20 protein-coding genes and 3 tRNA genes are annotated in these 26,913 nt (G+C 69.9%); 10 read left to right on the top strand and 13 right to left on the bottom strand.

The window, feature by feature from the left end:
* Positions 1–13 precede the first annotated feature (13 nt).
* Both ACH4EW_RS04325 and ACH4EW_RS04320 read left to right on the top strand, forming a co-directional pair.
* Positions 14–610, top strand: a complete 597-nt coding sequence (locus tag ACH4EW_RS04325; protein WP_398251101.1) for a TetR/AcrR family transcriptional regulator — start codon at positions 14–16, stop codon at positions 608–610.
* Positions 611–741: 131 nt separating this feature from the next.
* Positions 742–2,694: an FAD-dependent oxidoreductase gene (locus ACH4EW_RS04320; protein WP_398251099.1), complete on the top strand. Its 1,953-nt coding sequence runs from the start codon at positions 742–744 to the stop codon at positions 2,692–2,694.
* An 81-nt stretch (positions 2,695–2,775) separates the two neighbouring features.
* Here ACH4EW_RS04320 and ACH4EW_RS04315 read toward each other — a convergent pair whose 3' ends face one another.
* Both ACH4EW_RS04315 and ACH4EW_RS04310 read right to left on the bottom strand, forming a co-directional pair.
* Complete coding sequence (locus tag ACH4EW_RS04315) at positions 2,776–3,555, bottom strand: EI24 domain-containing protein (RefSeq protein WP_398251096.1); 780 nt, start codon at positions 3,553–3,555, stop codon at positions 2,776–2,778.
* Between the two features lie 62 nt (positions 3,556–3,617).
* Positions 3,618–4,637, bottom strand: coding sequence for an NADP-dependent oxidoreductase (locus tag ACH4EW_RS04310; RefSeq protein ID WP_398251093.1), 1,020 nt, complete (start codon positions 4,635–4,637; stop codon positions 3,618–3,620).
* A 150-nt stretch (positions 4,638–4,787) separates the two neighbouring features.
* Here ACH4EW_RS04310 and ACH4EW_RS04305 point away from each other — a divergent pair, with 150 nt between their 5' ends.
* On the top strand, positions 4,788–5,213 hold the full coding sequence (locus ACH4EW_RS04305; protein WP_398251090.1) for a MarR family winged helix-turn-helix transcriptional regulator: 426 nt from the start codon (positions 4,788–4,790) through the stop codon (positions 5,211–5,213).
* Positions 5,214–5,361: 148 nt separating this feature from the next.
* Entirely contained in the window at positions 5,362–6,399 is a 1,038-nt protein-coding gene (locus tag ACH4EW_RS04300) for a rod shape-determining protein (protein WP_398251087.1), read from the top strand.
* Between the two features lie 98 nt (positions 6,400–6,497).
* Here ACH4EW_RS04300 and ACH4EW_RS04295 read toward each other — a convergent pair whose 3' ends face one another.
* On the bottom strand, positions 6,498–6,929 hold the full coding sequence (locus ACH4EW_RS04295) for an Lrp/AsnC family transcriptional regulator (protein WP_398251085.1): 432 nt from the start codon (positions 6,927–6,929) through the stop codon (positions 6,498–6,500).
* A gap of 408 nt (positions 6,930–7,337) precedes the next feature.
* On the opposite strand from ACH4EW_RS04295, the gene ACH4EW_RS04290 reads away from it, so the two are divergent.
* Both ACH4EW_RS04290 and ACH4EW_RS04285 read left to right on the top strand, forming a co-directional pair.
* Complete coding sequence (locus ACH4EW_RS04290) at positions 7,338–8,729, top strand: acyl-CoA synthetase (protein WP_398251287.1); 1,392 nt, start codon at positions 7,338–7,340, stop codon at positions 8,727–8,729.
* Positions 8,722–10,083 carry a carboxyl transferase domain-containing protein gene (locus tag ACH4EW_RS04285; RefSeq protein WP_398251082.1) on the top strand — a complete coding sequence of 454 codons (1,362 nt, stop codon included), beginning with the start codon at positions 8,722–8,724 and terminating at the stop codon, positions 10,081–10,083. Before ACH4EW_RS04290 ends, ACH4EW_RS04285 begins: the two co-directional genes overlap by 8 nt.
* Before the next feature lie 14 nt (positions 10,084–10,097).
* On the opposite strand, the gene ACH4EW_RS04280 is transcribed toward ACH4EW_RS04285, so the two are convergent.
* The 6 genes from ACH4EW_RS04280 to ACH4EW_RS04255 all read right to left on the bottom strand — a co-directional run bounded on the left by ACH4EW_RS04280 (position 10,098) and on the right by ACH4EW_RS04255 (position 14,514).
* Entirely contained in the window at positions 10,098–11,363 is a 1,266-nt protein-coding gene (locus ACH4EW_RS04280) for an MFS transporter (protein ID WP_398251079.1), read from the bottom strand.
* Positions 11,364–11,437: 74 nt separating this feature from the next.
* A complete protein-coding gene (locus ACH4EW_RS04275; protein ID WP_398251076.1) occupies positions 11,438–13,261 on the bottom strand; it encodes an ABC transporter ATP-binding protein in 1,824 nt (607 codons plus the stop codon).
* A 186-nt stretch (positions 13,262–13,447) separates the two neighbouring features.
* Positions 13,448–13,621 (bottom strand): hypothetical protein, encoded by a 174-nt coding sequence (locus tag ACH4EW_RS04270; protein ID WP_398251073.1) that lies wholly within the window; start codon positions 13,619–13,621, stop codon positions 13,448–13,450.
* Positions 13,622–14,055: 434 nt separating this feature from the next.
* Positions 14,056–14,129: transfer RNA gene (locus ACH4EW_RS04265), tRNA-Ile, on the bottom strand.
* Between the two features lie 234 nt (positions 14,130–14,363).
* A tRNA-Asn gene (locus tag ACH4EW_RS04260) sits at positions 14,364–14,436 on the bottom strand.
* A gap of 5 nt (positions 14,437–14,441) precedes the next feature.
* Positions 14,442–14,514, bottom strand: a tRNA-Asn gene (locus ACH4EW_RS04255).
* A gap of 181 nt (positions 14,515–14,695) precedes the next feature.
* Here ACH4EW_RS04255 and ACH4EW_RS04250 point away from each other — a divergent pair.
* From ACH4EW_RS04250 to ACH4EW_RS04235, 4 genes are all read left to right on the top strand, one after another.
* Positions 14,696–14,995, top strand: a complete 300-nt coding sequence (locus ACH4EW_RS04250; protein WP_398251071.1) for a YtxH domain-containing protein — start codon at positions 14,696–14,698, stop codon at positions 14,993–14,995.
* A 239-nt stretch (positions 14,996–15,234) separates the two neighbouring features.
* Positions 15,235–16,680, top strand: coding sequence for an FGGY family carbohydrate kinase (locus ACH4EW_RS04245; protein WP_398251068.1), 1,446 nt, complete (start codon positions 15,235–15,237; stop codon positions 16,678–16,680).
* A 170-nt stretch (positions 16,681–16,850) separates the two neighbouring features.
* Positions 16,851–18,584 (top strand): ABC transporter ATP-binding protein, encoded by a 1,734-nt coding sequence (locus tag ACH4EW_RS04240; protein ID WP_398251065.1) that lies wholly within the window; start codon positions 16,851–16,853, stop codon positions 18,582–18,584.
* Positions 18,584–20,515 (top strand): ABC transporter ATP-binding protein, encoded by a 1,932-nt coding sequence (locus tag ACH4EW_RS04235; RefSeq protein WP_398251062.1) that lies wholly within the window; start codon positions 18,584–18,586, stop codon positions 20,513–20,515. Before ACH4EW_RS04240 ends, ACH4EW_RS04235 begins: the two co-directional genes overlap by 1 nt.
* A 142-nt stretch (positions 20,516–20,657) precedes the next feature.
* Here the strand turns inward: ACH4EW_RS04235 and ACH4EW_RS04230 are convergent, their stop codons facing one another.
* The 4 genes from ACH4EW_RS04230 to ACH4EW_RS04215 all read right to left on the bottom strand — a co-directional run bounded on the left by ACH4EW_RS04230 (position 20,658) and on the right by ACH4EW_RS04215 (position 26,836).
* Positions 20,658–21,761 carry an RNA polymerase sigma factor gene (locus ACH4EW_RS04230; RefSeq protein WP_398251059.1) on the bottom strand — a complete coding sequence of 368 codons (1,104 nt, stop codon included), beginning with the start codon at positions 21,759–21,761 and terminating at the stop codon, positions 20,658–20,660.
* 227 nt (positions 21,762–21,988) lie between these two features.
* Positions 21,989–23,896 (bottom strand): DNA primase, encoded by a 1,908-nt coding sequence (gene dnaG / locus ACH4EW_RS04225; protein WP_398251056.1) that lies wholly within the window; start codon positions 23,894–23,896, stop codon positions 21,989–21,991.
* Between the two features lie 172 nt (positions 23,897–24,068).
* Entirely contained in the window at positions 24,069–25,328 is a 1,260-nt protein-coding gene (locus ACH4EW_RS04220; RefSeq protein ID WP_398251053.1) for an NAD(P)/FAD-dependent oxidoreductase, read from the bottom strand.
* A 170-nt stretch (positions 25,329–25,498) separates the two neighbouring features.
* Positions 25,499–26,836 (bottom strand): deoxyguanosinetriphosphate triphosphohydrolase, encoded by a 1,338-nt coding sequence (locus tag ACH4EW_RS04215; RefSeq protein ID WP_398251285.1) that lies wholly within the window; start codon positions 26,834–26,836, stop codon positions 25,499–25,501.
* Between the last annotated feature and the right edge of the window lie 77 nt (positions 26,837–26,913).

The following is a 26,913-nucleotide window of genomic DNA, read 5'->3' as shown; positions in this document are numbered from 1 at the left end:
AAGGGGCCGGGAGATGGTGCGGGCCAGAAGCGCGGAACGGCGGGCGGAGATTCTCCGCGCCACTCTCGAAGTGATCGCCGAGCGCGGCTGTCGCGGCGCTTCTCTGAGCGCTGTCGCCGAGCGGGTCGGTCTCAGCCAGCAGGGGCTCCTGCACTACTTCCCGACCAAGGAGGCGCTGCTCGTCGCCGTGCTGGAGGAGCGCGACCAGTGGGACACGGGCGGCGGCACCCGGAGCGACGGCGCGTGGCGGATCGATCTGCTGACCTCGCTCGTCGAGTACAACGCGATGCGGCCGGGCATCGTCCAGACGTTCTCTGCGCTGCTCGGCGAGAGCGTGACGGAAGGTCATCCCGCGCGGGAGTTCTTCACCCGCCGCTACGCCCAGGTCCGAGCGAGCATGGCGGCGATGCTGCGCGCGGAGTACGGCGAGCGGATGCCGGGCGGCCTGACTCCGGAGCGCGCGGCGCCACTGCTGGTGGCGACCATGGACGGGCTCCAGTACCAGTGGCTGCTGGACCCGGATTCGGTGGACATGCCGGCGGCTTTCCAGGATTTCCTGGCGCTGTTGCGGTCGGCGGAACCGGGCGCCGCGGAGGATCCGTCGTCATGACATGACCCGGGGCGACGTCAGTACGGCTAGGGCGTGTTTCGATCGAACGGGCCCCACTTGCGGGTGATTTCCGAGCGGTCTACGCGCGTCCGGGCAAGGGGTACCCTTTCGGGCGGCCCAGGGTTGGGCGCATGACTTCCGAGCCCACCGGACCTTCCTCCGGCCTGCCTTCCCGCCGCACAGTGATCGCGGGTGCCGCCGCAGGCGCCGCCCTCGCCGCGACCGCCGCCGGCACCGCAAGTGCCGCAGTCCCCCGAGCCGTTGACACCGCCGCCGCATCCGGTACCTCGCTCGCACCTGCGGCCACCGGCTCGGACTGGGCCACCTGCCTGAACATCGCCCGCGCCATCCTCGTACGCGACGAACAGGACCAGCCGCTGGTCCCCCGCTACCGCGACATCCTGCTGTCCAAGGGTCTGCCGCGCAACCGCAAGGCCCCCAAGAAGGTGCTGGTCGTCGGCGCGGGACCGGCCGGGCTCACCGCCGCCCATCTGCTCCGCAGCGCCGGGCACACCGTCACCGTGATCGAGGCCAACGGCAATCGCGTCGGCGGCCGGATCAAGACCTTCCGCAAGGGCGGCCACGAGAACGCGAAGGCGCCGTTCGCCGATCCGAAGCAGTACGCCGAGGCCGGCGCCATGCGGATCCCCGACAGCCACCCGCTCGTCACCGGGCTCATGGACAGCTTCGACCTGAAGCGCCGCCGCTTCTACCTGGTCGACGTCGACACCGAGGGCCGGCCGGTGAACCGCACCTGGATCCATGTCAACGGCATCCGGATGCGCAAGGCCGACTACGCGAAGAAGCCGCAGACGATCAACCGCTCGTTCGGGGTCCCCGCGGAGTTCGAGAACAAGACCGCCGCGACGATCGTGCGGGAGGCCTTCGCACCCGTGCGCAAGGAGTTCGAGGGCAAGGAGGGCCGCGAGCTCGTCGAGGGCTGGGCGCGGGTCATCCAGCGGTACGGACACTGGTCGATGTTCCGCTTCCTGACCGAGGCGGCCAAGCTCGACGAGCGCACCATCGACCTCATCGGCACGGTCGAGAACCTCACCTCCCGGCTCCATCTCGCCTTTGTGCACAGCTTCATCGGGGCCTCCCTGATCAGCCCGGACACCGCGTTCTTCGAGTTGCCGGACGGCACCGCCACCCTGGCCGACGCGATGTACAAGCGGGTCAAGGACATCGTGCGGCTGGACCGCCGGGCCACCAGGATCAGCTACGGCGCGGACCGCGTCCGGGTCGAGACGATCTCCGAGGGCCGCGACGGCAAGCCGCTCGTGCGCGAGACGTTCACCGGCGACCGGGCGATCATCACCGTGCCGTTCTCGGGGCTGCGCCACATCCCCGTCGCTCCCGCCCTCTCGTACGGCAAGCGGCGCGCGATCACCGAGATCCACTACGACGCGGCGACCAAGGTGCTCCTCGAATTCAGCCGCCGCTGGTGGGAGTTCGAGGAGAAGGACTGGAAGACCGAGCTGGACAAGGTCCGGCCCGGTCTGTACGAGGCCTACCGCCTGGGCAAGGCGCCGGCCGACGGTTCGCTGCTGGGCGCCCACCCCTCCGTACCGCCCGGTCATCTCCCGCCCAACCAGCGCGTGCACTACGCCGCGTACCGGGCCACCGCCCGCAACCAGCCCGAGGCGGCGCATGTCATCGGCGGCGGATCGGTCACCGACAACCCCAACCGCTTCATGTTCCAGCCTTCCCACCCGGTCGAGGGCAGCGCGGGCGGCGTCGTCCTCGCCTCGTACAGCTGGGCCGACGACGCGCTGAAGTGGGACTCGCTGGACGACGACGAGCGCTATCCGCACGCCCTGGGCGGGGTGCAGGACGTGTACGGGCAGCGCATCGAGGTCTTCTACACGGGCGTCGGCGCCACCCAGTCGTGGATGCGTGATCCGTACGCGTACGGCGAGGCCTCGGTGCTGCTGCCGGGCCAGCACACCGAGTTGTTCGCCGATGTGCGCTCGGTCGAGGGGCCGCTGCACTTCGCGGGCTGCCACACCTCGATCAAGCCGGCCTGGATCGAGGGGGCCCTGGAGTCGGCGGTCAGATCCGCGCTGGAGGTGCACAGCAGCTGACCCGGTGCCCGGCGGGCGTCGCTCAGGGCCCGGGGTGACGCCCAGTCCGGCGAGCACCGATCCTGTGGCCGCGGAATCTCCTCAGCCCTTCTCGAGGGTGTACGGGGCAGGGGCCGCGTCCTCGTCGGGCGCCACCAGATCCCGTGCCAGCAGGGTGGCTCCGGCGACGGCGCCCGGCATCAGGAACACGGCGACGAACGGGACGAGGAAGGCGAGTCCCAGCGGTACGCCGAAGCCGAGGGCCAGCATGCGGCGCCCGCGCAGCAGGACGAGCCGGTCCTTCAGGACCATGCCGCGGCGCTGGAGCGCGACGGCGGTGAGCTCCTCGGAGAGGAAGTAGCCGGTGACGCAGAAACCGATCACGGGGACGACGGTCTGGCCGACGACCGGTATGAACCCGAGGGCGAAGAGCAGCACCGAGTACAGCCCCACCCGCACCAGGATGCGGATGCTGTCGCGGGCGGATATCCACAGATCCCGCCAGAGCGGCAGCCCGGACTCGGGAACCTCGCCGCCTTCCGTGCGGTCGACCTCCTCCGAGAGGGACTCGTAGAAGGGCTCGCCGACCAGCAGCGTCACGGCGGTGAACGTGATCACGGCGAGGAAGAGCCCGAGGGCGAAGACCAGCACCGTCAGGGTGTTACGGAACAGACCGAGCCAGGGCGATGACCAGTCGTCGGCGAAGGGGGTCGCCCAGCTCACGAGGTCGTCGGCGCCGTAGCCGAGGCCGACGAGCGCCGCCGCGTACAGGACAAGAGTGACGAGTCCGGGCAGCAGCCCGAGGCCGAACCAGCGTCCGTGCCTGCCGACCCATCGCTGTCCCTTTATCAAGTAGCCGAAGCCCGCCCCTAGATCACGCATGGCATCAGCGTACTGGTGGGGGCAGGAGCCGTTCCGGCCGCGGGTGCGCCCGCCGGGGGTCGTCAGGCGAGGGAAACGATCATCTTTCCGGTGTTCTCGCCGCGCAGCAGGCCCGTGAAGGCGTCGAACCCGTTCTCGATGCCTTCGACGAGAGTCTCGCGGTACTTCAGCCCGCCCGAGGCCAGCCAGCCGGCGACCTCCCGGACGAACTGCGGCTGGAGTGCGGCGTGGTCGCTGACGAGCATGCCCTGGATGCGCAGCCGCTTGCCGATGACCATGGCGAGGTTGCTCGGGCCGGGGGGCGGCTCGGTGGCGTTGTACTGGGCGATCATTCCGCAGGCGGTGACGCGGCCGTGCACGTTGAGCGAGGAGATCGCCGCTTCGAGGTGCTCGCCGCCGACATTGTCGAAGTAGACGTCGATGCCGTCGGGTGCGGCCTCGCGCAGCTGCTCGGCGACCGGGCCGTTCTTGTAGTTGAAGGCCGCGTCGAAGCCGTACTCCTCCACGAGAAGCCTGACCTTCTCGTCGGAGCCGGCCGAGCCGATGACCCGCGAGGCGCCCTTGAGCTTCGCCATCTGTCCGACCTGGCTGCCGACCGCACCGGCCGCGCCGGAGACGAAGACGGCGTCGCCCTCCTTGAAGGACGCGACCTCGAAGAGGCCCGCGTAGGCAGTGAGCCCGGTCATGCCGAGCACGCCGAGATAGGCGGAGAGCGGGGCGAGCGACGCATCGACCTTCACGGCGTGCTCGGCCGGGACGTCGGCGTACTCGCGCCAGCCGAGGCCGTGCAGGACGTGGTCGCCGACCGCGATCCCCTCGGCGTCGGAGGCGATGACCTCGCCGACCGCGCCGCCGTCCATCGGGTGGTCCAGCTTGAAGGGCGGGGCGTACGACTTCACGTCGTTCATCCGGCCCCGCATGTACGGATCGACCGAGAAGTACAGATTGCGGACGAGGACACGGCCCTCGCCGGGAGCGGTGACGGGGGCCTCGCGCAGGGCGAAGTCCTCGGCCTTCGGCCAGCCGTGGGGGCGGGCGACGAGGTGCCATTCACGGCTGGACGTGGGAAGTGCTGCAGACATGGGCTCGAGGTCTCCTCAGTGCCTTACGGGGTAGGGGAAGCTTCGCCCGGGCCGGTGGGGGCCGGCAGGCGCAACAAAATACTTCACGACGTGAAACAACAATGCCCCTGAATATTTCACCTTGTCAAGCAACCGACTATCCTGGGTGTCATGGCCACCACTCGTACAGATCCCCTGACCCTCGAAGTCGTCGAGCTCATCGGTACCGTCGTGGCGCGCTACTACGAGGAGTACGACGAGGCCGCGGCGGCCCACTCCCTCACCGGCGCCCAGGCGCGCGTGCTCGGGCTCCTCTCCCTGGAGCCGATGCCCATGCGCAAGATCGCGCAGAAGCTGAAGTGCGAGCCGTCGAATGTCACCGGCATCGTGGACCGGCTGGAGACGCGCGGCCTGGTGGAGCGCAAGCCGGATCCGGCCGACCGGCGGGTGAAGCTGGCCGCCCCGACGGAGAAGGGGGCGCGGACGGCACAGCAGCTGCGTGACTCGCTCACTTTCGCCCGGGAGCCACTGGCCGAGCTGTCGGACGCGGACCGGGCGATGCTGCGGGACCTGTTGCGGCGGATGCTGGGCGGCTGACTTCCCCGTACCGCACTTTTCTGTCGGTCCGTCAGCTCTGCACCCCTACGGCCCACCCCGGCGCGCGCAATGACTCCGAACGGCGCACGATGCGTAGAGAGCCGGCTGCCGCCGGTACCGCCGATCAGCGCTCTCGGGAGAACCTGCCGTGACCGTCAGTCTTGAGCAGTTGCGCCGTTGCCATGTCGCCGTCGACCTCGGGGCCGCCCGGACCCGCGTGTACATCAAGGGGCCCGGGCTTGTCGTGGACGAACCGAGTGTCGCCGCCATGAACACCCGTACCGGCTCGCTCATCGCCGTCGGCACGCTCGCCGAGCAGATGACAGGCCGCACCCCCGACTACATCCGGGTGGTCCGCCCGGTCACCGGCGGAACCGTCGTCGACATCGAGATGGCCCAGCGCATGCTCCGCCAGCTGCTCGGCGAGAAGCTCCGCCGCCAGCTGCGCCGCAAGCCTCGGCTGCGGGCCGCCGCCTGCACCCCGCACGACAGCGATCCGCTCGCCCAGCGGGCCACCGTCGAGACCCTGGTCGGGCTGGGCGCCCGGCGGGTCGAACTGGTCGACACCCTGATCGCTGCGGCCGTCGGCTGCGGGCTGCCCGTCGAGCAGCCGACCGCCTCCATGATCATGGTGTGCGGGGCGGCGACCACTCAGATCGCGGTGCTCTCGCTCGGTTCGATCGTGACCGCCGTGCGCATCCCGATCGGCGGCGACGCCATCGATCACGCGGTGATCCAGCATCTGCGCCATCACCACGAGTTGATACTGCCGAGCCAGTCCGTGCGCCCGCTCCAGCTGGCGCTCAGCGGCAGCGGTCCGGCCGCGCACGTTCCTATCACGACCGAGATCCACGGCCGTGATGTGGCGACCGGCCTGGCCCGCTCGGTGCACGTCGACACCGACGCCGTGCGGCAGGCCATCCACGCCCCGCTGACCGCGGTGTTCGACGGCCTCGGCAAGATCCTTCGGGACTGCCCGCCCGACCTGGTGGCCGACATCGCGGACTGCGGGATCGTGATGGTGGGCGGCAGCGCGCTGCTGCCCGGTCTCGATCAGATGCTGCGGAATGCGACGGGCGTGCCCGTGCACATCGCGGAGCGGCCCGACGTGTGCTCCGTACTGGGACTCGGCGCGATGCTGGACGGCGAGATCCAGCCGATGGTTCTGACCCCGCTCGCCTGCTGAGCGCGACGGGGGTGCGGCGTATGGTGCCGGACGGGCCGGGGTCCGGCCGGCGGTCGCCGACGACGGCCGCGACGAGGACGGCTCGCGCTCGTCGACCCTCATCTGGCAGGCGCCGCTCTGAGTGCGACGCGCGTGTTGGAGTGGGCGACGCCGGCCTCCCGCTTGAGTCTGCGCAGCAGTCCGTCCAGGGCTGTGGTGTCGGCGACGGTGGCCCGTACGAGATAGTCGTGGCCGCCGGTCACATGCACCACTTCGGTGATGCCGGGCAGAGCGAGCACCGCCCGCTCGAACACCTCGTTCGTCGTGTCCATCCGCAGCGACACATCGATGAAGACGACAAGACCCGTACGCGTGTCGGCGGCGGGGTCGATGATCACCGTGAAGCCGCGGATGACACCGTCGCGACGCAGCCGGCGCACCCGGTCGGCCGCGGCGTTGGCGCTGAGCCCGACCCGTACGCCCAGATCGCGGTACGAGATCCGGGCATCCTCCTGCAGGATGCCGAGGATTTCCCTGTCCAGACGGTCCATACCGCGATTGTCGCAGCTTTGTCCGAATGATGACTTCGGTCCAAGGCGCATCCGGACGGGCCCATGGCTTGTGCCCGCCGCAGACGCCGCTCCTTCTCCCACTGCCAATCGTGGGCGAGGTCGTTAAGGGCTGTCCCGTAATCCGTGGTGGATCAGCGCGCGGCGTCAGATGTGGTGCATCGCAAGGCGGAGGGACGCCCGAATACTGGATGTATTCGGGCGTTCCGACAACGCGGCGAGGATGGGGCCTCCCCTGCTCGAGCGCAGCCGAGAGCTTGGGGAAGCAGCTGTCGTCGCGCGCCCACCAGGGATTACGGGACAGCCCTTAGAGTGCGGTGGGTGACTCCTCTTCTGTTTGTGCCGGATGACGGTTCCGCCCGGGAAGCCACCCGGTTCGGCGAACACACCATGACGTACGACCGGTTGGCCACCGCATCCACCGTGCTCGCCGCGCGTCTCAGCGGTGCCGGACGAGTCGCCGTCTGGGCCACGCCCACGCCCGAGACCGTGGTCGCCGTCGTGGCCGCGCTGCGGGCCGGTGTGCCGGCGGTGCCGCTCAACCCGAAGACGGGGACGCGCGAACTCGCGCACATCGTGGCCGACAGCGAACCGACCGCGGTGCTGGCCGGGGCGGGCGACGTGCTCCCGCCGGTGCTGGACGCCCTGGACCGTATCGATGTCGACACCGCCCCGGACGACGAGGGCGACGGCGCCGCGCTCCCGGAGCCCTCCCCCGAGTCCCCCGCGCTGATCGTCTACACCTCCGGCACCACGGGCCCGCCCAAGGGCGCGATCCTGCCGCGGCGGGCGATCGCCTCGTCGCTGGACGCGCTGGAGGACGCCTGGCAGTGGACCGGCGACGACGTGCTCGTCCACGCCCTGCCGCTGTTCCATGTGCACGGTCTGATCCTGGGTGTGCTCGGTCCGCTGCGCCGGGGCGGATCGGTGCGGCATCTGGGCAGGTTCTCCGCCGACGGTGTGGCCCGGGAGCTGTCGTCCGGCGGCACGATGCTCTTCGGCGTACCGACGATGTACCACCGGCTGGCGGAGTCCCTCGACGGCTCCGCCCCCGGTGCGGACGGGCTGGCGAAGGCGCTGGCCGGGGCCCGGTTGCTGGTGTCCGGGTCTGCCGCGCTGCCGGTCCACGACCACGAGCGGATCGCGGCCGCGACCGGCCGCCGGGTCATCGAGCGGTACGGCATGACGGAAACCCTGATGAACACGGGCGTCCGGGCCGACGGCGAACCACGCCCCGGCACGGTCGGCGCACCCTTGCGCGGCGTCGAGCTGCGCCTGGTCGAGGAGGACGGCACCGTCCTCACCGAACCCGGCCCCGACGCCATCGGCGAGATCCAGGTGCGCGGCCCGAACCTGTTCACCGGCTATCTGAACCGCCCCGACGCCACGGCCGCCGCTCTCACCGAGGACGGCTGGTTCCGTACAGGAGACATGGCCACCCGTGACACGGACGGCTATGTACGGATCGTCGGCCGCAAGGCCACCGATCTGATCAAGAGCGGCGGGTACAAGATCGGCGCCGGTGAGATCGAGAACGCGCTCCTCGACCACCCCGGTGTCCGCGAGGCCGCCGTCACCGGTGAACCGGACCCGGATCTGGGCGAGCGGATCATCGCCTGGGTGGTGCCGGCCGACCCCGCCGCTCCCCCGACGAAGGACGAGCTCGCGGACCATGTGGCCGCCCAGCTGTCCCCGCACAAGCGCCCGCGCACGGTCCGCTACCTGGAAGCGCTGCCCCGCAACGACCTGGGCAAGATCATGAAGCGGTCGCTCCATGTCTGACCGGCTGACGGCGAGGGCGGCGATCGCGGCCCTCACCACCGAGTTCGAGGAGTTCACCGAAGCCGGTGCGCCCGGCCGCGACAGTGCCGGGGACGGGCCCCTCTCCTGGGCCGGGTACGCGGACTCCCGGGCCCGCGCCGCCGCCCGTACCGGCGAGGAGGAGTCCGTCGTCCACGGCCTCGCGTCCGTCGCCGACCGGCGCTGTGTCCTGGTCTCGTTCGAGTTCGGGTTCCTGGGCGGTTCGCTGGGCCGGCGTACCGGGGACCGGCTGGAGGCCGCGTACGAGGCCGCCCGGACCCGGGGGCTGCCGCTCGTCTCGCTCATCGCGACGGGCGGCAGCCGGATGCAGGAGGGCATGGTCGCCCTGACCCAGCTGCAGCGCGTGGCCCGCGCCTCGGCACGGCTGCGGGCGGCCGGCCCCGCGCAGCTCGCGGTGGTGCGCGACCCGACGACGGGCGGCGGCTGGGCCACGCTGGGGGCGGGCGCCGATGTGATCCTGGCGCTGCCGGGCGCCCAGGTGGGGTTCGCCGGCTCACGGGTGCGGCCCGCGGACGCGGACCCTCACGCGTACACCGCCGAGGGCCAGCTCGCCGCGGGCCAGATCGACGCAGTCGTCCCGCCGGACGAGCTCCCGGGGACGGTGGCCCGCTGGCTGGAGGCGCTCCGTACTCCTGGTTCTACGGCCCCCTCACCCGCCCCCGTGCCGGACGCCCTCTCCGCCACCGGCCTCCCGGTGACCGGCTGGGACGCGGTCCGGCAGGCCCGCTCCCCCTCCCGGCCGCACGCCGAGGCGTATCTGGACGCGTATTTCGACCACCGGCTCCCGCTCAGCGGCGACCGCTGCGGTGGTACGGATCCGGGGCTGCGCTGCGGTTTCGGTCGACGCGGCGACCGGACGGTCGCGTACGTCGCCCAGTGCGGCACCGCGACCCGCCCGGCCGGCTACCGCACGGCGGCCCGGGTGATCCGGCTGGCCGACCGGCTCGGTGTTCCCGTACTCACTCTGATCGACACCCCGGGCGCGGCGAACGACGCCGAGGCGGAACGGGCGGGCGCGGGCGCGGCGATAGCCGACGCCTTCGCGGCGATAGCCGAGGCCAGGGTTCCCGTCACGACGCTGGTGATCGGCGAGGGCGGCTCGGGCGGCGCACTGGCCCTGGCGGCACCGGGGAACACCTATGTCACCCAGGACAGCTATTTCTCGGTGATCGCCCCGGAACTGGCTGCGGCGATCCTGAAGCGCACCCCGGACGAGCTGCACGCCACGGCCGACCAGTTGCGGCTGCGCCCCCAGGACCTGGTGGAACTGGGCGTCGCCCGCGCCGTGGTGCGGCCGGCTCCGCCCGGGGACTGACGACCTGGGGGCCGTCAGGGCTGCGGGTCCCTCGCGTCGTACCGCGCGAACCCGCGCCACCGCAGCCCCAGCAGCGATACGGCCACGACACAGGCGATCCCGCCCCCGGTCACCGCCAGGCCGGGCGAGGTCAGATCGGCGACCGATCCGGCCAGGAAGTCGCCGAGCCTCGGTCCGCCCGCCACGACGACGATGAACACGCCCTGCAGCCGTCCTCGCATCTCGTCCGGCACGGCCGCCTGGAGCATGGTGTTCCGGAAGACCATCGACGTGGTGTCCGCGCACCCGGCGAGCGCCAGGAAGATCAGCCCGAGCCAGAGCTGACGGGTCAGCCCGAAGATCGCGATGGCGGTGCCCCAGGAGGCGACGGCGAGGAGCACGGCGAGGCCGTGGCGGCGCACGCGTCCCAGCCATCCGGAGAACACCCCGCCGAGCAGCGCCCCCAGCGCGGGAGCGGCGACCAGCAGCCCGGTGGTCTTCGCGTCACCGCCGTACCAGACCACGGCGACGACGGGGAACAGCGCCCGGGGATGGGCCAGCACCATGGCGCAGAGGTCGGTGAAGAAGGTCATCCGCAGATTGGGCCTGGTCCCCAGGAAGCGCAGCCCGTCCGCGACGGATGCCCGTTTGCCGCCCGCGCCCTCCTCCCGCTCAGGCAGCATCGAGGGCAGCCGCCACATCGCGTACAGCGAAGCGGTGAAGGTGACGGCGTCGACGGTGTACGCGGCCCGGTAACCCCACCAGCCGACGACGAGCCCGCCGAGCATCGGCCCGACCAGCGTGCCGGTGGTGCTGGTCATGGAGTTGAGTGCGTTGGCGGCGGGCAGTTGCTCGGCCGGAAGCAGCCGGGCGATCATCGAGCTGCGGGCCGGTGCGTTGACCGCGAAGCAGGCCGCCTGGAGGGCGACGACCGCGTACAGCAGCCCCACCTCTTCCACCCCGGCGACGGTGGCGGCGACCAGACCGACAGAGAGGACGAACGACCCCGCGGAGCTGGCCAGTCCCAGCTTGCGTCGGTCGATGGTGTCCGCGACGGCCCCGCCGTAAAGCCCGAAGACGACCAGCGGCAGGAACGAACAGAACCCGATGAGTCCGACCGAGAAGGCGGACCCGGTGATGTCGTAGACCTGGAGCGAGACAGCGAGCGCCGTCATTCCCTGCCCGATCCAGGAAACCGTGTTGCCGAACCAGAGCCGCCGGTAGTCCGGGGAGGTCCGCAGCGGCGTCAAGTCAGCGAGTATTCGTGTGCGGTGCGCGGGCTCTTCGGCTGTTTCGGTCACAGCGGATGGTAACGACCTCGCCCACGATTGTCAGTCGGCGCGATCGGCCGGGCAGTTCGGCGCCCGCTCACGCCCTAACGCCAGTGGATTCCCGACGGGCGGGCGGGCGAGTACGCAGTGCCGTTGTGCGCTTGGGTACGGCGCTCGAACAAAGTGGCGTACAAACCTCTCCGGCCCAGGAGTTGGGTATGCGTGCCCGACTCCACGAGACGCCCCTCGTCCAGAACCAGGATGCGGTCGGCGTCCGCGGCAAAGGCCAGGTCGTGCGTGATCACGATGGTGGTGCGTCCTTCGGCAAGGCGTCGCAGCGGCGCGAGGATGCGCTGTGCGGCCAGTCGGTCCAGTCCGGTGGTGGGCTCGTCGAGGAGGAGGACGGGCGCGTCGCGCAGCATGGCGCGGGCGATCGCGATGCGCTGCAGCTGACCTCCGGAGAGCCGGGACGTGCCGGTGGATATGACTGTGTCATATCCCTCCGGCAATGCGCCGATGAAGGCGTCGGCGTCGGCCGCCCGTGCGGCTTCCACTACGTCACGGTGGGTCACATCCGTGCGTCCGCAAGCGATGTTCTGCTCGATGGTGTCGTGCAGGACGAGCGTGTCCTGGGGCAGCAGCGTGATGTTCCGGCGGAGATAGGTCAGCGGCAACTGGTCCACGGACAGGCCGTCCAGCCGGATACTGCCGGAATCCGGGTCGTAGAACCTCAGCAGCAGAGCCGCCAGGGTCGACTTGCCCGCGCCACTGGGGCCGGTGATGACCAGCAGTTCCCCCGGGCTCGCGGTGAACGAGAGATCCCGGAGAACCGGCTCGCTGCTGCCGGGGTAGTGGAAGAAGACCTGACGCGCCTCCACCTCGCCGAGCGCACGGCTCCGGGGCGGGGCGGGCACGGAGGCGGCCGGGTCGGTGACAGCGGGCTCGGCGTCGAGAATCTCCAGCAGCCGTGCGGCTCCCGCTGTCGCGGCGGTGGCCGTCAGGCCGAGCTGGCCCAGGGAGCGGATCGGCGGGTAGAGGTAGCCGATGAAGGCGGCGAAGGCCAGGAGCTGGCCGAGCGTCATCCGCCCCGCGGAGATCTCCCACGCCCCCAGGCCGATGATCGCCAGAACGCACAACGTTTCGAGGACCTCGACGAGTTGCTCGTAGAACTCGGTGAGGCGGACGGCCTTCACCGCTGCCTTCAGCCGGATACGTGCCTTGCTGAGGAGCCGCGCCTCCTCGTCGTGCTGCCTGTTGTACACCTGGGTCATGACGACGTTGACCAATGTCTCCTCGACCACTGCCGTGATGGCACCGTCCGCCGCGCGGCCGCGCCGGGACACCGCGCGCAGCGGCCCGGCGAAACGGGTGGTCGTGAACCAGAAGAACGGCACCATGACCAGTGTGGCGAGGGCCAGGTCCCAGCGCAGCCACAGGGCGGCGGCGGCGTAGAAGAGCGCGCTGAACAGGGCCGAGGCCGCCCCGACGATGCCGGAGACCACGAGCGCTTCGATGGCTTCCACATCACCCGTCAGCCGCTCCACCAGGTCACCGCGGCGATTGCGTTGATAGAAGTGCGGCGGCAGCGTCTGGAGATGGCTGAAGGCACGGGCCCGCAGCCGCATCACGAAGCGTTCGGCGATCCAGGCAGCGATCGAGTTGCCCAGGTACCCCACCACCGCACCGGCGACGGCCACCGCAAGCCACTGGCCGGCAGGTTTCCAGAAGGCGCTGACGGAACCGGTCTGCAGAGCGGTGTCGGTGAGTTCGGCGAAGAGCAGGACCGTGATGGTCTCGGCGATGGCGGCCAGGATGGCACACAGGAAGATGAGAAGAAGCCAGCGCCGGTCGCCTTGGGTCAGTGGCCAGAAGCGCCGGAACGCCACGGCGATGCTGATGGGGGCCGTGCGGATCGGGACATCCGTCACCGAGTCCTGAGAAGTCTCTTCCGGGGGCGCTGGGCGCCGGGGTGAGCTGCGGAGGCGCATGGGCGTCACGTCACAGAGGTGCTCGGACTATGGACCATCTCCATAGGCGCGGACCCACATGCGAAGCCGACCCGCGCCGGAGCGCGGGCCTGCCTCGCATTGGGGATGGTGTCGGGGCTTCAGGGGTCAGTATCGCCCCCGGCCGCCGCGTCCGCCGCGTCCGCCGTATCCACCGCGTCCGCCGCGTCCGCCGTATCCACCGCGTCCGCCGCGTCCGCCGTATCCACCGCGTCCGCCGCGTCCGCCGTGACCGCCGTGACCGCCGTGACCGCCGTAGTCGAAGATGCTGCGTACCTTCATCTTCGCCTCCTTCGGAGGGTGAAGCTGCGCCGCTCCTTGCTTTTGCTGCGGCACTACCGACACTACGACGCCCCCCTGGGACCAACAACTCGTACAGGCATCAATTCGCACAAAACTCGCGAAGTACCACAAGCTTTCAGAGCGTTGCCATAAGCGACTCTCTGGCACTCCTCTACAGACGCGAACAAACCGGCCACAGAGCCAACGCGGGCGGTACGGGCGCGACTACCCTTCGAGGCCGCACCGCTCCCCGCCCAATCGGGCCCGCCCGTACGCTCCCTGACGACGCGAGAGGTCCGGCGGGCGACGCGCCGGGCTGCGGCGCGGTTGCTTGATCTTGGTCCGGAGCTATGGTGAGGGCCCCCATGGAATCCATGAGGGCCCTACCGCCTGCATACACGCAGGTCATAACGTTTCTGCCGACACAGCGGCAGTGGGGCGGGTGGGACTCGAACCCACGGCCGACGGATTATGAGTCCGCTGCTCTAACCGGCTGAGCTACCGCCCCTTTTCGGCGTGGCGCGTACAAGTGTGCGCGCCGTCTGCCGCAGCATAGCCGGTCATACGATCTCTCGCTCCGGATGGTCGGCTTCGCCTGACCATGAAGACCACACTGCCCCCTGCCCGGTTCCGAACGGAGCGAAGTAGACGCGAAAGATTCTCGTGCACCGCACACGCACCGCGGCGGAGGACCGGCGACGGGCACGCGAAAAAGGACCCCGCAGGGTCCTCTTCCGCACCGCTCCCCCGACTGGACTCGAACCAGTAACCCTCCGGTTAACAGCCGAATGCTCTGCCAATTGAGCTACAGGGGATCGCGCTCCCCCGACTGGACTCGAACCAGTAACCTGCCGGTTAACAGCCGGCTGCTCTGCCAATTGAGCTACAGGGGATTGCTGCGTTTGCACCGAACCCTGCCTACCTGGCTCCTGCCGGGCGGCGCGCGTTCGCTGCGACACATACATTAGCGCAAGCAGGGGGGTGTTTTGCCAATCGGTACCTCCCGGGGTGATCTCGGGTGCCCGCGGGTAGGCGAGCAGCACACGTCGCACTGAGCAAGGAAGGGTGGCAGCCATGCGGTACCGGCTCACGTTCATCGCCGGACTGGCCCTCGGATACGTCATCGGCGCACGGGCCGGGCGCGAGCGTTACGAGCAGCTGAAGAAGTCCGCACGTCAGTTCGCCCAGAATCCGGCCGTGCGCAATACCGCCGAGTCCGCGGCGCAGAACGGCCGCGATCTGGCCTGCAAGGCTTACCACGCGGTCAGTGACAAGGTCGGCGAGAAGATGCCCGCCTCGGTGACCGACCGGATGCGCTCCCTGCGGGACCGCAACCAGAACAACGAGGACGACTGGGGCACCACCAACACCTAGGGCGTGTTTCGAAAGTGGCGTCGTCCGCCCGCAGGGCGGGGCCGGGGGCGTCTGGTGCGTGCGATCGCAAGGCGGAGGGAGGAGAGCGCAGCGGGCTGCGCCGACGACCGACAACGCGGCGAACGTGCGTGCCGGACGCCCCCGGCCAGACGGGACTTTCGAAACACGCCCTAGTGCCGCGCACTCACTGCCGCCCCACCGGTACGGAAACACCCCGGCGGTGCGGCAGAATCTTGGGCATGGGCATAGTCGCCGGCTTGGACAGTTCTTCCGCCTTCACACACATCGTCGTCTGCGATACGGACACGGGCGCCGTGCTGCGCCGGGGCTACGCCGCGCACCCCGTCGAGGCGAAGGCCACCGAGGTCGACCCGCAGGCGTGGCTGCTCTCGCTCGGTGAGGCCGCCACCGGCGGGCTGCTCGAAGGCGTGCAGGCCATCGGCGTCTCCGCGCAGCAGCACGGTCTGGTGCCGCTGGACCACCAGGGCAATCTCGTACGCCCGGCGCTGCTCGGCAATGACAAGCGGGCTCAGGTGGCCGCGGCCGATCTGATCGACGGGCTCGGCGGGCGGCAGTCCTGGGTCGAGGCGGTCGGGTCGGTACCGCGGGCCGCGCAGCCGGTGTCGAAGCTGCGCTGGCTGGCGCGGACCGAGCCGGAGGCGGCCCAGCGCGTGGCCTCGGTGCTGCAGCCGCACGACTGGCTGGTGTGGCAACTGCTGGGGCGGCCGACCCGGCGGACCACCGACCGTGGTGCCGCGTCCGGCACCGGTTACTGGTCGGCGGGCAGAGGTTCCTACCGGCCCGACCTGGTGGAGCTCGCGCTCGGGCACCAGGTCGCGCTGCCCGAGGTGCTCGGCCCCTGCGATGCGGCCGGAACGACGCCCGAAGGGCTGCTGATCTCCGCGGGGACCGGCGAGACGATGGCGGCGGCGTTCGGGCTCGGGGTCGGGGTCGGCGACGCGGTGGTGTCGCTGGGTGCGTCGGGTTCGGTCATGGCGGTGCACCACGAAGCGCTGTCCGATCCGGGCGGGATGATCACTTCGTTCGCGGACGCGACCGGGATGCATCTGCCGGTGGTGTACACGTCGAATGCGGTACGTGCGTTGCGCGGGTCCGTCGAGATGCTGGGCGTGGAGGGGCTGGAGGAGCTGTCCGCGCTGGCACTGAAGTCGACGCCGGGCGCCTCCGGGCTCGTACTCCTGCCGTATCTGGAGGGCGAGCGCACCCCGCATCTGCCTCACACGGCGGGGACGCTGTGCGGGCTGCGTCGCGAGTCGATGAAGCCGGAACATCTGGCGCGGGCGGCGTTCGAGGGGATGCTGTGCTCGCTGGCCGACGCGCTCGACGTGCTGCGCGGCCGCGGTGTCGAGGTGCGGCGGGTGTTCCTGCTGGGGGCGGCGGCCGAGCTGCCCGCGGTGCAGGGGCTCGCGCCCGCCCTGTTCGGCACCCAGGTGGTCGTGCCGCAGCCCGCCGAGTACGCGGCGCTGGGTGCGGCCCGGCAGGCGGCCTGGGCGCTGGGGGTCTCGCAGGGGACGGCCGATCCGCTCACTCCCCCGGCCTGGCAGGGTGCCGCGGCGCAGGTGCTGGAGCCTGGCGATGAGCTGGCGGTCGGCCGGGCGGTGCGCCAGCAGTACGTGGCCACGCGTGACCAGATTCACCCGGGGGCGTTCGACTCCGTGCCGTGATGCGGCCACCGTGCGTGACATGACCGGGTGCACCCGTGGAGATCGATCTTCCACGTGTGTACTCGGTCTTCTTTTTGACCTGGTCTTGAATAAAATCGTTCGCTGTCGCGGTCGGGGGTAACGGAAAATGGGTCGACTCCCCCGACCTCTGCCGACTCCGAGAGACACGCGTGCTCATAAAACTCCTGCGGGCTTATCTCGGTCCGTACAAGAAACCGATCCTGCTGCTGGTCGTCCTCCAACTCCTGCAGACCTGCGCCACCCTCTATCTGCCCACCCTGAACGCCGACATCATCGACAACGGTGTCGTCAAGGGAGATACGGGCTACATCCTGAAGTTCGGCGGCATCATGATCGCCGTCAGCATTGTTCAGGTGGTCTGCAACATCGGGGCGGTCTACTTCGGCGCCCGCACCGCATCCGCGCTGGGCCGTGACATCCGGGCATCGATCTTCGACCGGGTGCAGTCGTTCTCGGCGCGCGAGGTCGGGCGGTTCGGCGCGCCCTCGCTGATCACCCGTACGACCAATGACGTCCAGCAGGTCCAGATGCTGGTGCTGATGACGTTCACCCTGATGGTTTCGGCGCCGATCATGTGCGTCGGCGGCATCATCATGGCGCTCGGCCAGGACGTCCCGCTGTCGGCGGTGCTGCTCGCGGTGGTGCCGGTGCTCGGCATCGCGGTGAGCCTGATCGTCAAGCGGATGCGGCCGCTGTTCCGCACCATGCAGGAGCGGCTCGACACCGTGAACCGGGTGCTGCGCGAGCAGATCACCGGCAACCGGGTCATCCGCGCCTTCGTGCGCGACCGTTACGAGGAAAAGCGTTTCCGCGGAGCCAACAACGATCTGACCGATGTGGCGCTGTCCACGGGCCGGCTGATGGCGCTGATGTTCCCGACCGTGATGACGGTCGTGAATGTGTCCTCGATCGCCGTGGTCTGGTTCGGTGCCCACCGCATCGACAGCGGCGGCATGGAGATCGGCGCGCTGACCGCGTTCCTCGCCTATCTGATGCAGATCGTCATGTCGGTGATGATGGCCACCTTCATGTTCATGATGGTGCCGCGCGCCGAGGTCTGCGCCGAACGTATCCAGGAGGTCCTGGAGACCGAGTCGAGCGTGGTTCCGCCGGTCAAGCCGGTCAGCGAGCTGCGCGCCCACGGTCATCTGGAGGTCCGCGGCGCGGACTTCCGCTACCCGGGCGCCGAGGAGCCGGTGCTGCGGTCGGTGGACCTGGTGGCCCGCCCCGGCGAGACCACCGCGATCATCGGGTCGACGGGCAGCGGGAAGTCGACGCTGCTGGGCCTCGTACCCCGGCTGTTCGATGTGACGGACGGCCAGGTGCTGGTCGACGGCACGGACGTCCGGATGCTGGAGCCGGCGCTGCTGGCGAAGACCGTGAGTCTCGTTCCGCAGAAGCCGTATCTGTTCTCCGGGACCGTCGCGACGAATCTCCGGTACGGAAACCCGGACGCCACCGACGAGGAGCTCTGGCACGCGCTGGAGGTCGCACAGGCCAAGGAGTTCGTCGAGGCACTGGAGCACGGTCTGAACGCGCCGATCGCGCAGGGCGGCACCAATGTCTCCGGCGGTCAGCGTCAGCGTCTGGCGATCGCCAGGACGCTGGTGCAGCGGCCGGAGATCTACCTCTTCGACGACTCGTTCTCCGCGCTCGACTATGCGACCGACGCCGCGCTGCGCGGGGCACTGGCGCTGGAGACGGCCGAGGCGACCGTCGTGATCGTGGCACAACGCGTGTCCACCATCCGCGACGCCGACCGGATCCTGGTGCTGGACGAGGGCCGGGTCGTCGGCTCCGGAACCCATCACGAGCTGATGGACGGCAATGAAACGTACCGGGAGATCGTGCTCTCCCAGCTGACGGAAGCGGAGGCCGCGTAATGGCCGGTCCTGGCGGACGCATGATGGCCGGCGGGGCGCCGACCGACCGGTCCATGGATTTCAAGGGGTCCTCGAAGCGGCTGCTGAAGCGCTTCGCCTCGGAGAAGACCTCGCTGTACGTGATGCTGGCGGCCTGCGTGCTGAGCGTCGGCCTGTCGGTGGTCGGGCCGAAGATCCTCGGCAAGGCGACCGACCTGGTGTTCGCCGGTGTGATCGGCCGGCAGATGCCCGACGGCACGACGAAGGAGCAGGCCGTCGAGGGCCTGCGCAGGACCGACAGCGGCCTCGCCGACATGCTCTCCGGGGTGGACTTCGTCCCCGGTCACGGCATCGACTTCGGTGCGGTGGGCGACGTACTGCTGGTGGCGCTGGCGGTCTATGTCGGAGCCGGGCTGTTCATGCTGGTGGCGACCCGGCTGTCGATCCGGATCATCAACCGGGTCATATTCCAGCTGCGCGAGGACATCCAGACGAAGCTGTCGCGGCTGCCGCTGTCGTACTTCGACCGGGCCAAGCGCGGCGAGGTGCTCAGCCGGGCAACGAACGACATCGACAACATCTCGCAGACGATGCAGCAGACGATGGGCCAGCTCATCAACTCCCTGCTCACCATCATCGGCGTACTGATCATGATGTTCTGGGTCTCACCGCTGCTGGCACTGGTCGCGCTGGCGACGGTGCCGCTCTCGGTGGTCGTGGCCGCGAAGGTCGGCAAGCGGTCCCAGCCGCAGTTCGTGCAGCAGTGGAAGGTGACGGGCAAGCTCAACGCCCATATCGAGGAGATGTACACCGGGCACACCCTGGTGAAGGTCTTCGGGCGGCAGGAGGAGTCCGCGAGGGACTTCGCCGAGCAGAACGAGGCGCTGTACGAGGCGGGCTTCAAGGCACAGTTCAACAGCGGGATCATGCAGCCGCTGATGATGTTCGTCTCCAACCTGAACTATGTGCTGATCGCCGTCGTCGGTGGTCTTCGGGTCGCTTCGGGTTCGCTGTCGATCGGTGACGTGCAGGCGTTCATCCAGTACTCGCGGCAGTTCTCGATGCCGCTGACCCAGGTCGCCTCGATGGCGAACCTGGTGCAGTCGGGTGTCGCGTCGGCCGAGCGGATCTTCGAGCTGCTGGACGCCGAGGAGCAGGGCGCCGACCCCGCGCCCGGCAAGGGCGAGCGCCCCGAGGAGCTGCGGGGCAGCGTCTCGCTGGAGAAGGTGTCGTTCCGTTACGACCCGGAGAAGCCGCTCATCGAGGACCTGTCGCTGAACGTCGAGCCGGGTCACACGGTCGCGATCGTCGGCCCGACCGGCGCGGGCAAGACCACGCTCGTCAATCTGCTGATGCGGTTCTACGAGGTGACGGGCGGCCGGATCACCCTCGACGGGGTCGACGTGGCACATATGTCGCGCGACGACCTGCGGTCGGGGATCGGCATGGTCCTCCAGGACACCTGGCTGTTCGGCGGGTCGATCGCGGAGAACATCGCGTACGGCGCTTCGCGCGAGGTCACCCGGGAGGAGATCGAGGAGGCGGCGAAGGCGGCCCACGCGGACCGTTTCATCCGTACCCTGCCGGACGGCTACGACACGGTGATCGACGACGAGGGCTCCGGCGTCAGCGCGGGCGAGAAGCAGCTGATCACCATCGCGCGGGCATTCCTGTCCGACCCGGTGATCCTGGTGCTCGACGAGGCGACGAGCTCCGTCGACACCCGTACCGAGGTGCTGATCCAGAAGGCGATGGCGCGCCTGGCGCACGGTCGTACGAGCTTTGTGATCGCGCACCGGCTCTCCACCATCCGGGATGCCGACGTCATCCTGGTGATGGAGAACGGCTCGATCGTCGAACAGGGCACGCACGACGAGCTGCTGGATGCCGAGGGCGCGTACGCCAGGCTGTATTCGGCGCAGTTCGCGCAGGCGGTCGCCGAGGTCGACTAGAGCCGCGACCGGCACTGGAGCGTGTATCGAAAGCGGCGTCGTCCGCCCACATGACGGCGTCGTCCGCCCACATGACGGGGCCGTACCGCCGGTCGGCGGTGCGGCCCGTCCACCGGCGGCGTCACCACGGACATCATCACTGTCAGTCGAGGTAGCCGCGGAGCTGGTCGGCGAAGGCGTGGTCCCGCAGCTTGCTGAGGGTCTTGGACTCGATCTGGCGGATGCGTTCGCGTGTCACGCCGAAGATCCTGCCTATCTCCTCAAGCGTGCGGGGCCGCCCGTCGGCCAGCCCGTAGCGCAGCTGGACCACCTTCCGCTCGCGCTCGCCCAGCGTGGAGAGCACCGCTTCCAGGTGCTCGCGCAGCAGCAGGAACGCGGCGGACTCGACCGGGGAAGCGGCGTCACTGTCCTCGATCAGGTCACCGAGGGCGACATCCTCCTCCTCGCCGACCGGGGCGTGCAGCGAGACGGGTTCCTGGGCGAGCCGCAGGACTTCGCCGACTCGTTCCGGGGTGAGGTCTAGCTGGTCGGCGACCTCCTCGGGCGTCGGCTCGTATCCGCGCTCCTGAAGCATCCGGCGCTGCATCCGCACGACCCGGTTGATCAGTTCGACGACATGGACCGGGACCCGGATGGTCCGTGCCTGGTCGGCGAGGGCGCGGGACATGGCCTGCCGGATCCACCAGGTCGCGTACGTCGAGAACTTGTACCCCCGGGCATAATCGAACTTCTCGACCGCCCTGATCAGTCCGAGGTTTCCCTCCTGGACGAGATCGAGCATGGTCAGCCCGCGGCCGACATAACGTCTGGCGACGGAGACGACGAGGCGGAGGTTGGCCTCGATGAGACGGCGTTTCGCCATCCGCCCCATGACCACCAACCGGTCGAGATCGACGCCCAGCCGGGTGTCCGGGTCCGGGGTCCTCGCAAGCCGTTCCTCGGCGAAGAGTCCGGCCTCGACGCGGCGGGCGAGCTCCACTTCGTCGGCGGCAGTGAGCAGCGGAATCCGGCCGATCTCCCGCAGATACTGGCGCAAGAGATCGGAGGACGGACCGACGGCCTCCGGACGGCCCCGCGGCTCCGGCGGTTCGGACGCCTGGGGCAGCTCCTCCATGAGTACCTCGGGTGGGCCGGGTGGATCGCAGGGCGTCTGGGGCTCGACCACGGCCTGTGGATGACGCACTGCCCGGTTCTGCGCGGGTATTGCCGAGACATGCTCGGCTTTGGTCAGGGTCCGGGTCTGCACGGGGGCGACCTCCAGGTGATCGCTGCCGGATCGCGGGGATGGAGGACCACCGTTCGGTGGGCCGGCCGCGCTCCGGTCGGTCTCAGGCACCGCCCCCAGTGTGGGGGAAGACACATCGCCGCCACGAGGGGCGTGCGGGGACTTTCTGAGTCCGGTCCGTGACCGGACGGTTACGGAGACTGGGCGGCCCTAGGGCGTGTTCCCGGCCGCGGCGCCGGAACCCCGCGTCAGAGCGCGTCGGCGCCGTTGTTGCGCAGGGCCTGGGCGTACTGCTGGAGGACCCAGACCTCGTTCTGCGCGGCAGCCAGATGGTCCGGGGCGACATTGCTGCCGAGGCGGGCGAGGCTGCCCTGTACGTCGTTGATCCGGCGGTCGACGGCGCGCAGCCGGACCTGGACGAGCTGCATGCCCGCGTACGTCTCGTCGATGGTCTTGCCGTGGAAGACCTCCACCGCCAGCTCGGTGACCAGATTGCGCACCGTGTCGTTGGGGGCCGCGTCCAGCACCTGGGCCAGGTACTCGCGGGTCTCCGGGACCCCCATCTCGGCGCCGCCCGCCTCCGCGATGCACTGCCGGACCGCGGCGTACGGCGGGGCCGTGAACTCGTCGGCCCCGTAGGCGTCGAAGGCCGGTGAGACGAGGGCGGGTTTCTGCAGGGCGAGCTTGAGCAGCTCGCGCTCGGTGCGGTGGGCGGGGCTGCGGAGGTTGAGGGCGGGGCCCGAGGGTGCGGCGGGCGCCCGGACCTGCTGGGGCTGGGGGCCACCGCGGGACGGGGCCTGCGCGGGGCCCCGCTGCTCGCCCCGCTCGCGGGCCCAGCGGGCGAGCTGGCCTACGCGCTTGACCACGAACTGGGTGTCCAGGATGCCGAGCATACCGGCCAGCTGGACGGCGACCTCGTGCTGCGAGGAGCTGTTCTTGATCCGGGCGACGACGGGTGCCGCCTCGTCGAGCGCGGCGCCGCGGCCCGCCGGGGTCTCCAGGTCGTACCGGCCGACGATCTGGCGGAGCGCGAACTCGAAGAGCGGGGTGCGGGGTTCGACCAGGTCGCGGACGGCCTCGTCGCCCTTGGCCAGGCGCAGATCGCACGGATCCATGTTGTCCGGGGCGATCGCGATGTACGTCTCGGCGGCGAATTTCTGGTCGTCCTCGAAGGCGCGCAGGGCGGCCTTCTGCCCGGCCGCGTCACCGTCGAAGGTGAAGATCACCCGGGCGCTGCCGTTGTCCATCAGGAGGCGGCGCAGGATCTTGATGTGGTCGCCGCCGAAGGCCGTACCGCAGGTGGCGATGGCGTTGGTGACCCCGGCGAGATGGCAGGCCATGACGTCGGTGTAGCCCTCGACGACCACGGCCCGGCTGGCCTTCGCGATGTCCTTCTTCGCCAGGTCGATCCCGTACAGCACCTGGGACTTCTTGTAGATCGCGGTCTCTGGGGTGTTGAGGTACTTCGGTCCGCTGTCGTCGTCGCGCAGCTTGCGGGCGCCGAAGCCGACGACATCGCCGGAGGTGTCGCTGATCGGCCACATCAGCCGGCCGCGGAAGCGGTCGATGGGGCCGCGCCTGCCGTCCTGGGAGAGGCCGGAGGCGATCAGCTCCTTGTCGCTGAAGCCCTTGCCGCGCAGATAGCGGGTGAGGTGGTCCCAGCCCGCCGGGCTGTAGCCGACGCCGAAATGGGCGGCCGCCGCCTGGTCGAAGCCGCGCTCGGCGAGGAACTTCCGGCCGATCTCGGCCTCGGGGCTGTCCAGTTGCTCGACGAAGAACCGGGCGGCCACCTTGTGCGCCTCGACCAGCCGGATGCGCTCACCGCGCTGGTGGGAGGGGTTGTACCCGCCCTCCTCGTACCGCAGGGTGATGCCCGCCTTGGCGGCGAGCCGTTCGACCGTCTCGGAGAACGAGAGATGGTCGATCTTCATCACGAAGGCGATCGTGTCGCCGCCCTCCTGGCAGCCGAAGCAGTGGAAGAGACCCTTGCTCGGGCTGACCTGGAAGGAGGGGGACTTCTCGTCGTGGAACGGGCAGAGGCCCTTGAGGTTGCCACCGCCGGCGTTGCGCAGCTGGAGATACTCGGAAACGACGGCGTCGATCGGGACCGCGTCCCGTACCGCCTTCACATCGTCGTCATTGATCCTGCCTGCCACGGGTGAAGTCTACGGGTGGGGTACGACGGCCGTGCCGCGCGCCGATGTGATCCGGGGAACCCGGCGGCGAGGGTGCCTGGCGAGGCGCCTGGCGACTGCCGTACGACTGAGAGCGACCGGGGCCACCGGTCGCAGCGGCCGACTCACCTCGCTCGGCTCGGCTCGGCTCGGCTCAGCTCAGGGAGACCAGCGGTACGGACGGGTCCGCCAGCGCGTCCGGGTCGAGCTGCCGGCCGGAGCGGATCAGCTGCTGCACGGCCTCGGTGACGTCCCACACGTTGACGTTCATTCCGGCCAGCACCCGGCGGTCCTTCAGCCAGAAGGCGATGAACTCGCGCTTCCCCGCATCTCCGCGGATCACCACCTGGTCGTAGCTGCCCGGCGGTGCCCAGCCCGAGTATTCGAGGCCGAGGTCGTACTGGTCGGAGAAGAAGTACGGCACCCGGTCGTAGCTGACGTCCTTGCCGAGCATGGCGCGGGCCGCGGCCGGGCCGCTGTTCAGCGCGTTCGCCCAGTGCTCCACGCGCAGTCGGGTGCCGAACAGCGGATGGGGCATGTTGGCGACGTCTCCGGCCGCGAAGATGTGCGGGTCACAGGTGCGCAGGGAGGCGTCGACGGCGATGCCGCCGCCGTCCTCGCGCGAGGCCATGGCGAGCCCCGCGGCTTCGGCGAGGGCGGTGCGGGGGGCGGCACCGATCGCGGCGAGCACGTCGTGGGCGGGGTACTCCTCGCCGTCGTCGGTGCGGACCGCGAGGACCAGGCCGTCCTGACCGATGATCTCGGTGAGGCGGACGCCGAAGTGGAAACGGACACCGTGGTCGCCGTGCAGATCGGTAAAGATCTGGCCGAGTTCGGGCCCGACGACCTGATGCAGTGGCGTCGGCTCCGGTTCGATGACGGTGACCTCGGCGCCGTACCCGCGCGCCACCGCCGCAACCTCCAGGCCGATCCAGCCGGCCCCGGCGATCACCAGATGGCCGTTGTCGCGGCCGAGGACAGTCAGTACGTTGCGCAGCCGGTCGGAGTGGGGCAGACGGCGCAAATGGTGGACGCCGGCCAGGTCCGTACCCGCAATGGCTAGGCGGCGCGGCTCGGCCCCGGTGGCGAGCAGCAGCTTGTCGTAGTGAACGACGGTGCCGTCGCCGAGCTGTACGGAGCGGTCCTCCCGGTCGAGGCGGGTGACGGGCTGGCCCAGGTGGAGCTCGATGTCGGTGCCCGCATACCAGGCGGCCTCATGGACGAAGACGCTGTCCCTCTCCTCCTTGCCGGACAGATAGCCCTTGGAGAGCGGAGGCCGTTCGTACGGATGGTCGCGTTCATCGCCGAGAAGGATCACCCGGCCGCTGAAACCCTCCGCCCGGAGTGTCTCGGCTGCCTTCGCTCCTGCCAGTCCTCCGCCGACGATGACGAACGTCCGATGTGCGTCGACCACGTGATGCCTCCTCGGTGCTTGCTGCGCGGGGCTCAACTGCGAGCGTCCCGCACGCAGCGTGATGGCGAAAGAGGGTGTACACCGATCAGGTCACGCCCAGTGGTCACAGGCCGGTCCGCGTGGCTCGGTCGATACCGCGCCCTAAGGGCTGTCCGGGGACGCGAGTCCTGTCATCGACGGTGGTCGGTGAGCGATGCGTGCAGGGAGCGTGCGGAGGCGTCGGTCAGGGCGGCGATCTGGTCGACCAGGACCCGCTTGCGGGCCCTGTCGTCGTGGGCGGCGCAGAACAGCGCCCGGAACTGCGGCTCCAGCCCCTCCGGGGCACGTGCGGTCAGCGCCGCGGCCAGTTCCGCGATGACGATCCGCTGGTCGGCGCGGATCGCTTCCTGCTCGGCGCGCTGCATGACGTACCGGTCGGCGACCGCCTTGAGCACGGCGCATTCGTTGCGTGCCTCGCGGGGGACGACGAGTTCGGCTGCGTACCGGCCGAGGCGCCCCGTCCCGTACGCCAGTCGGGTGCTGCTCTCGGCGGCGAGACAGAACCGGCCGATCAGTTGGCTCGTCGCGTCCTTCAGCCGGGCCTGGGCGACGGCGGATCCGTCGTAGCCGTGCGGCCACCAGTCCTGGCCGATGAGCCGGTCCAGTGCGTCGGCCAGCTCCTCGGGGTCGGTGTCCGCCGGGACGTAGCGGCCGATGGCGACCGCCCAGATCTCGTTCCGCTCGGGCTCGGCATAAAGGCAGTTGGGGTCGATGTGACCGGCGTGCAGCCCGTCCTCGAAGTCGTGTACCGAGTACGCGACGTCGTCGGACCAGTCCATGACCTGGGCCTCGAAGCACTTGCGGTCCTTCGGGGCGCCGTGGCGTGCCCACTCGAAGACCGGCAGGTCGTCCTCGTACACCCCGAATTTCGGCGAGCCGGGATCGGAGGGGTTCCCACCGCGCGGCCACGGGTACTTGGTGGCGGCGTCCAGAGCGGCACGGGTGAGGTTGAGTCCGACGCTGACCAGCTCGCCGGTCCGGGTGTCGGGCACGAACCGTTTCGGTTCGAGCCTGGTCAACAGGCGCAGCGACTGGGCGTTGCCTTCGAAGCCGCCGCAGTCCGACGCGAAGTCGTTCAGCGCCTGCTCCCCGTTGTGCCCGAACGGCGGGTGGCCCAGGTCATGGGCGAGGCAGGCCGTTTCGACCAGATCGGGGTCGCAGCCGAGCGCCGCCCCGAGTTCGCGGCCGACCTGGGCGCATTCCAGAGAGTGAGTGAGCCGGGTCCGTGGACTGGCGTCCCAGGCGTGGCTGCGGGTGCCGGGGGTGACGACCTGGGTCTTCCCGGCGAGCCGGCGCAGCGCGGCGGAGTGCAGCACCCGGGCACGGTCACGCTGGAATGCGGTACGACCGGGCCGTTTGTCCTGCTCGGTGTCCCAGCGCTCGGCGTCGGCCGCACTGTAGGGGGCCGTGCCGTGGTCCTGCGTGTCCTGTGTGTCCTGCGTGCCGTCCGTGCCGTCCGTGCCGTCCATGCCGTCCTCCATGGCTCCGACAGTAGACGGCCGGGCCGACAAGAGGGCTCAGGCGGATACGCGGCCAGTGTGCGCAG

The organism is Streptomyces sp. NPDC018000, from assembly GCF_044328025.1.
Lineage (GTDB): Bacteria > Actinomycetota > Actinomycetes > Streptomycetales > Streptomycetaceae > Streptomyces.
This window is presented reverse-complemented; position numbering and strand designations above follow the sequence as displayed.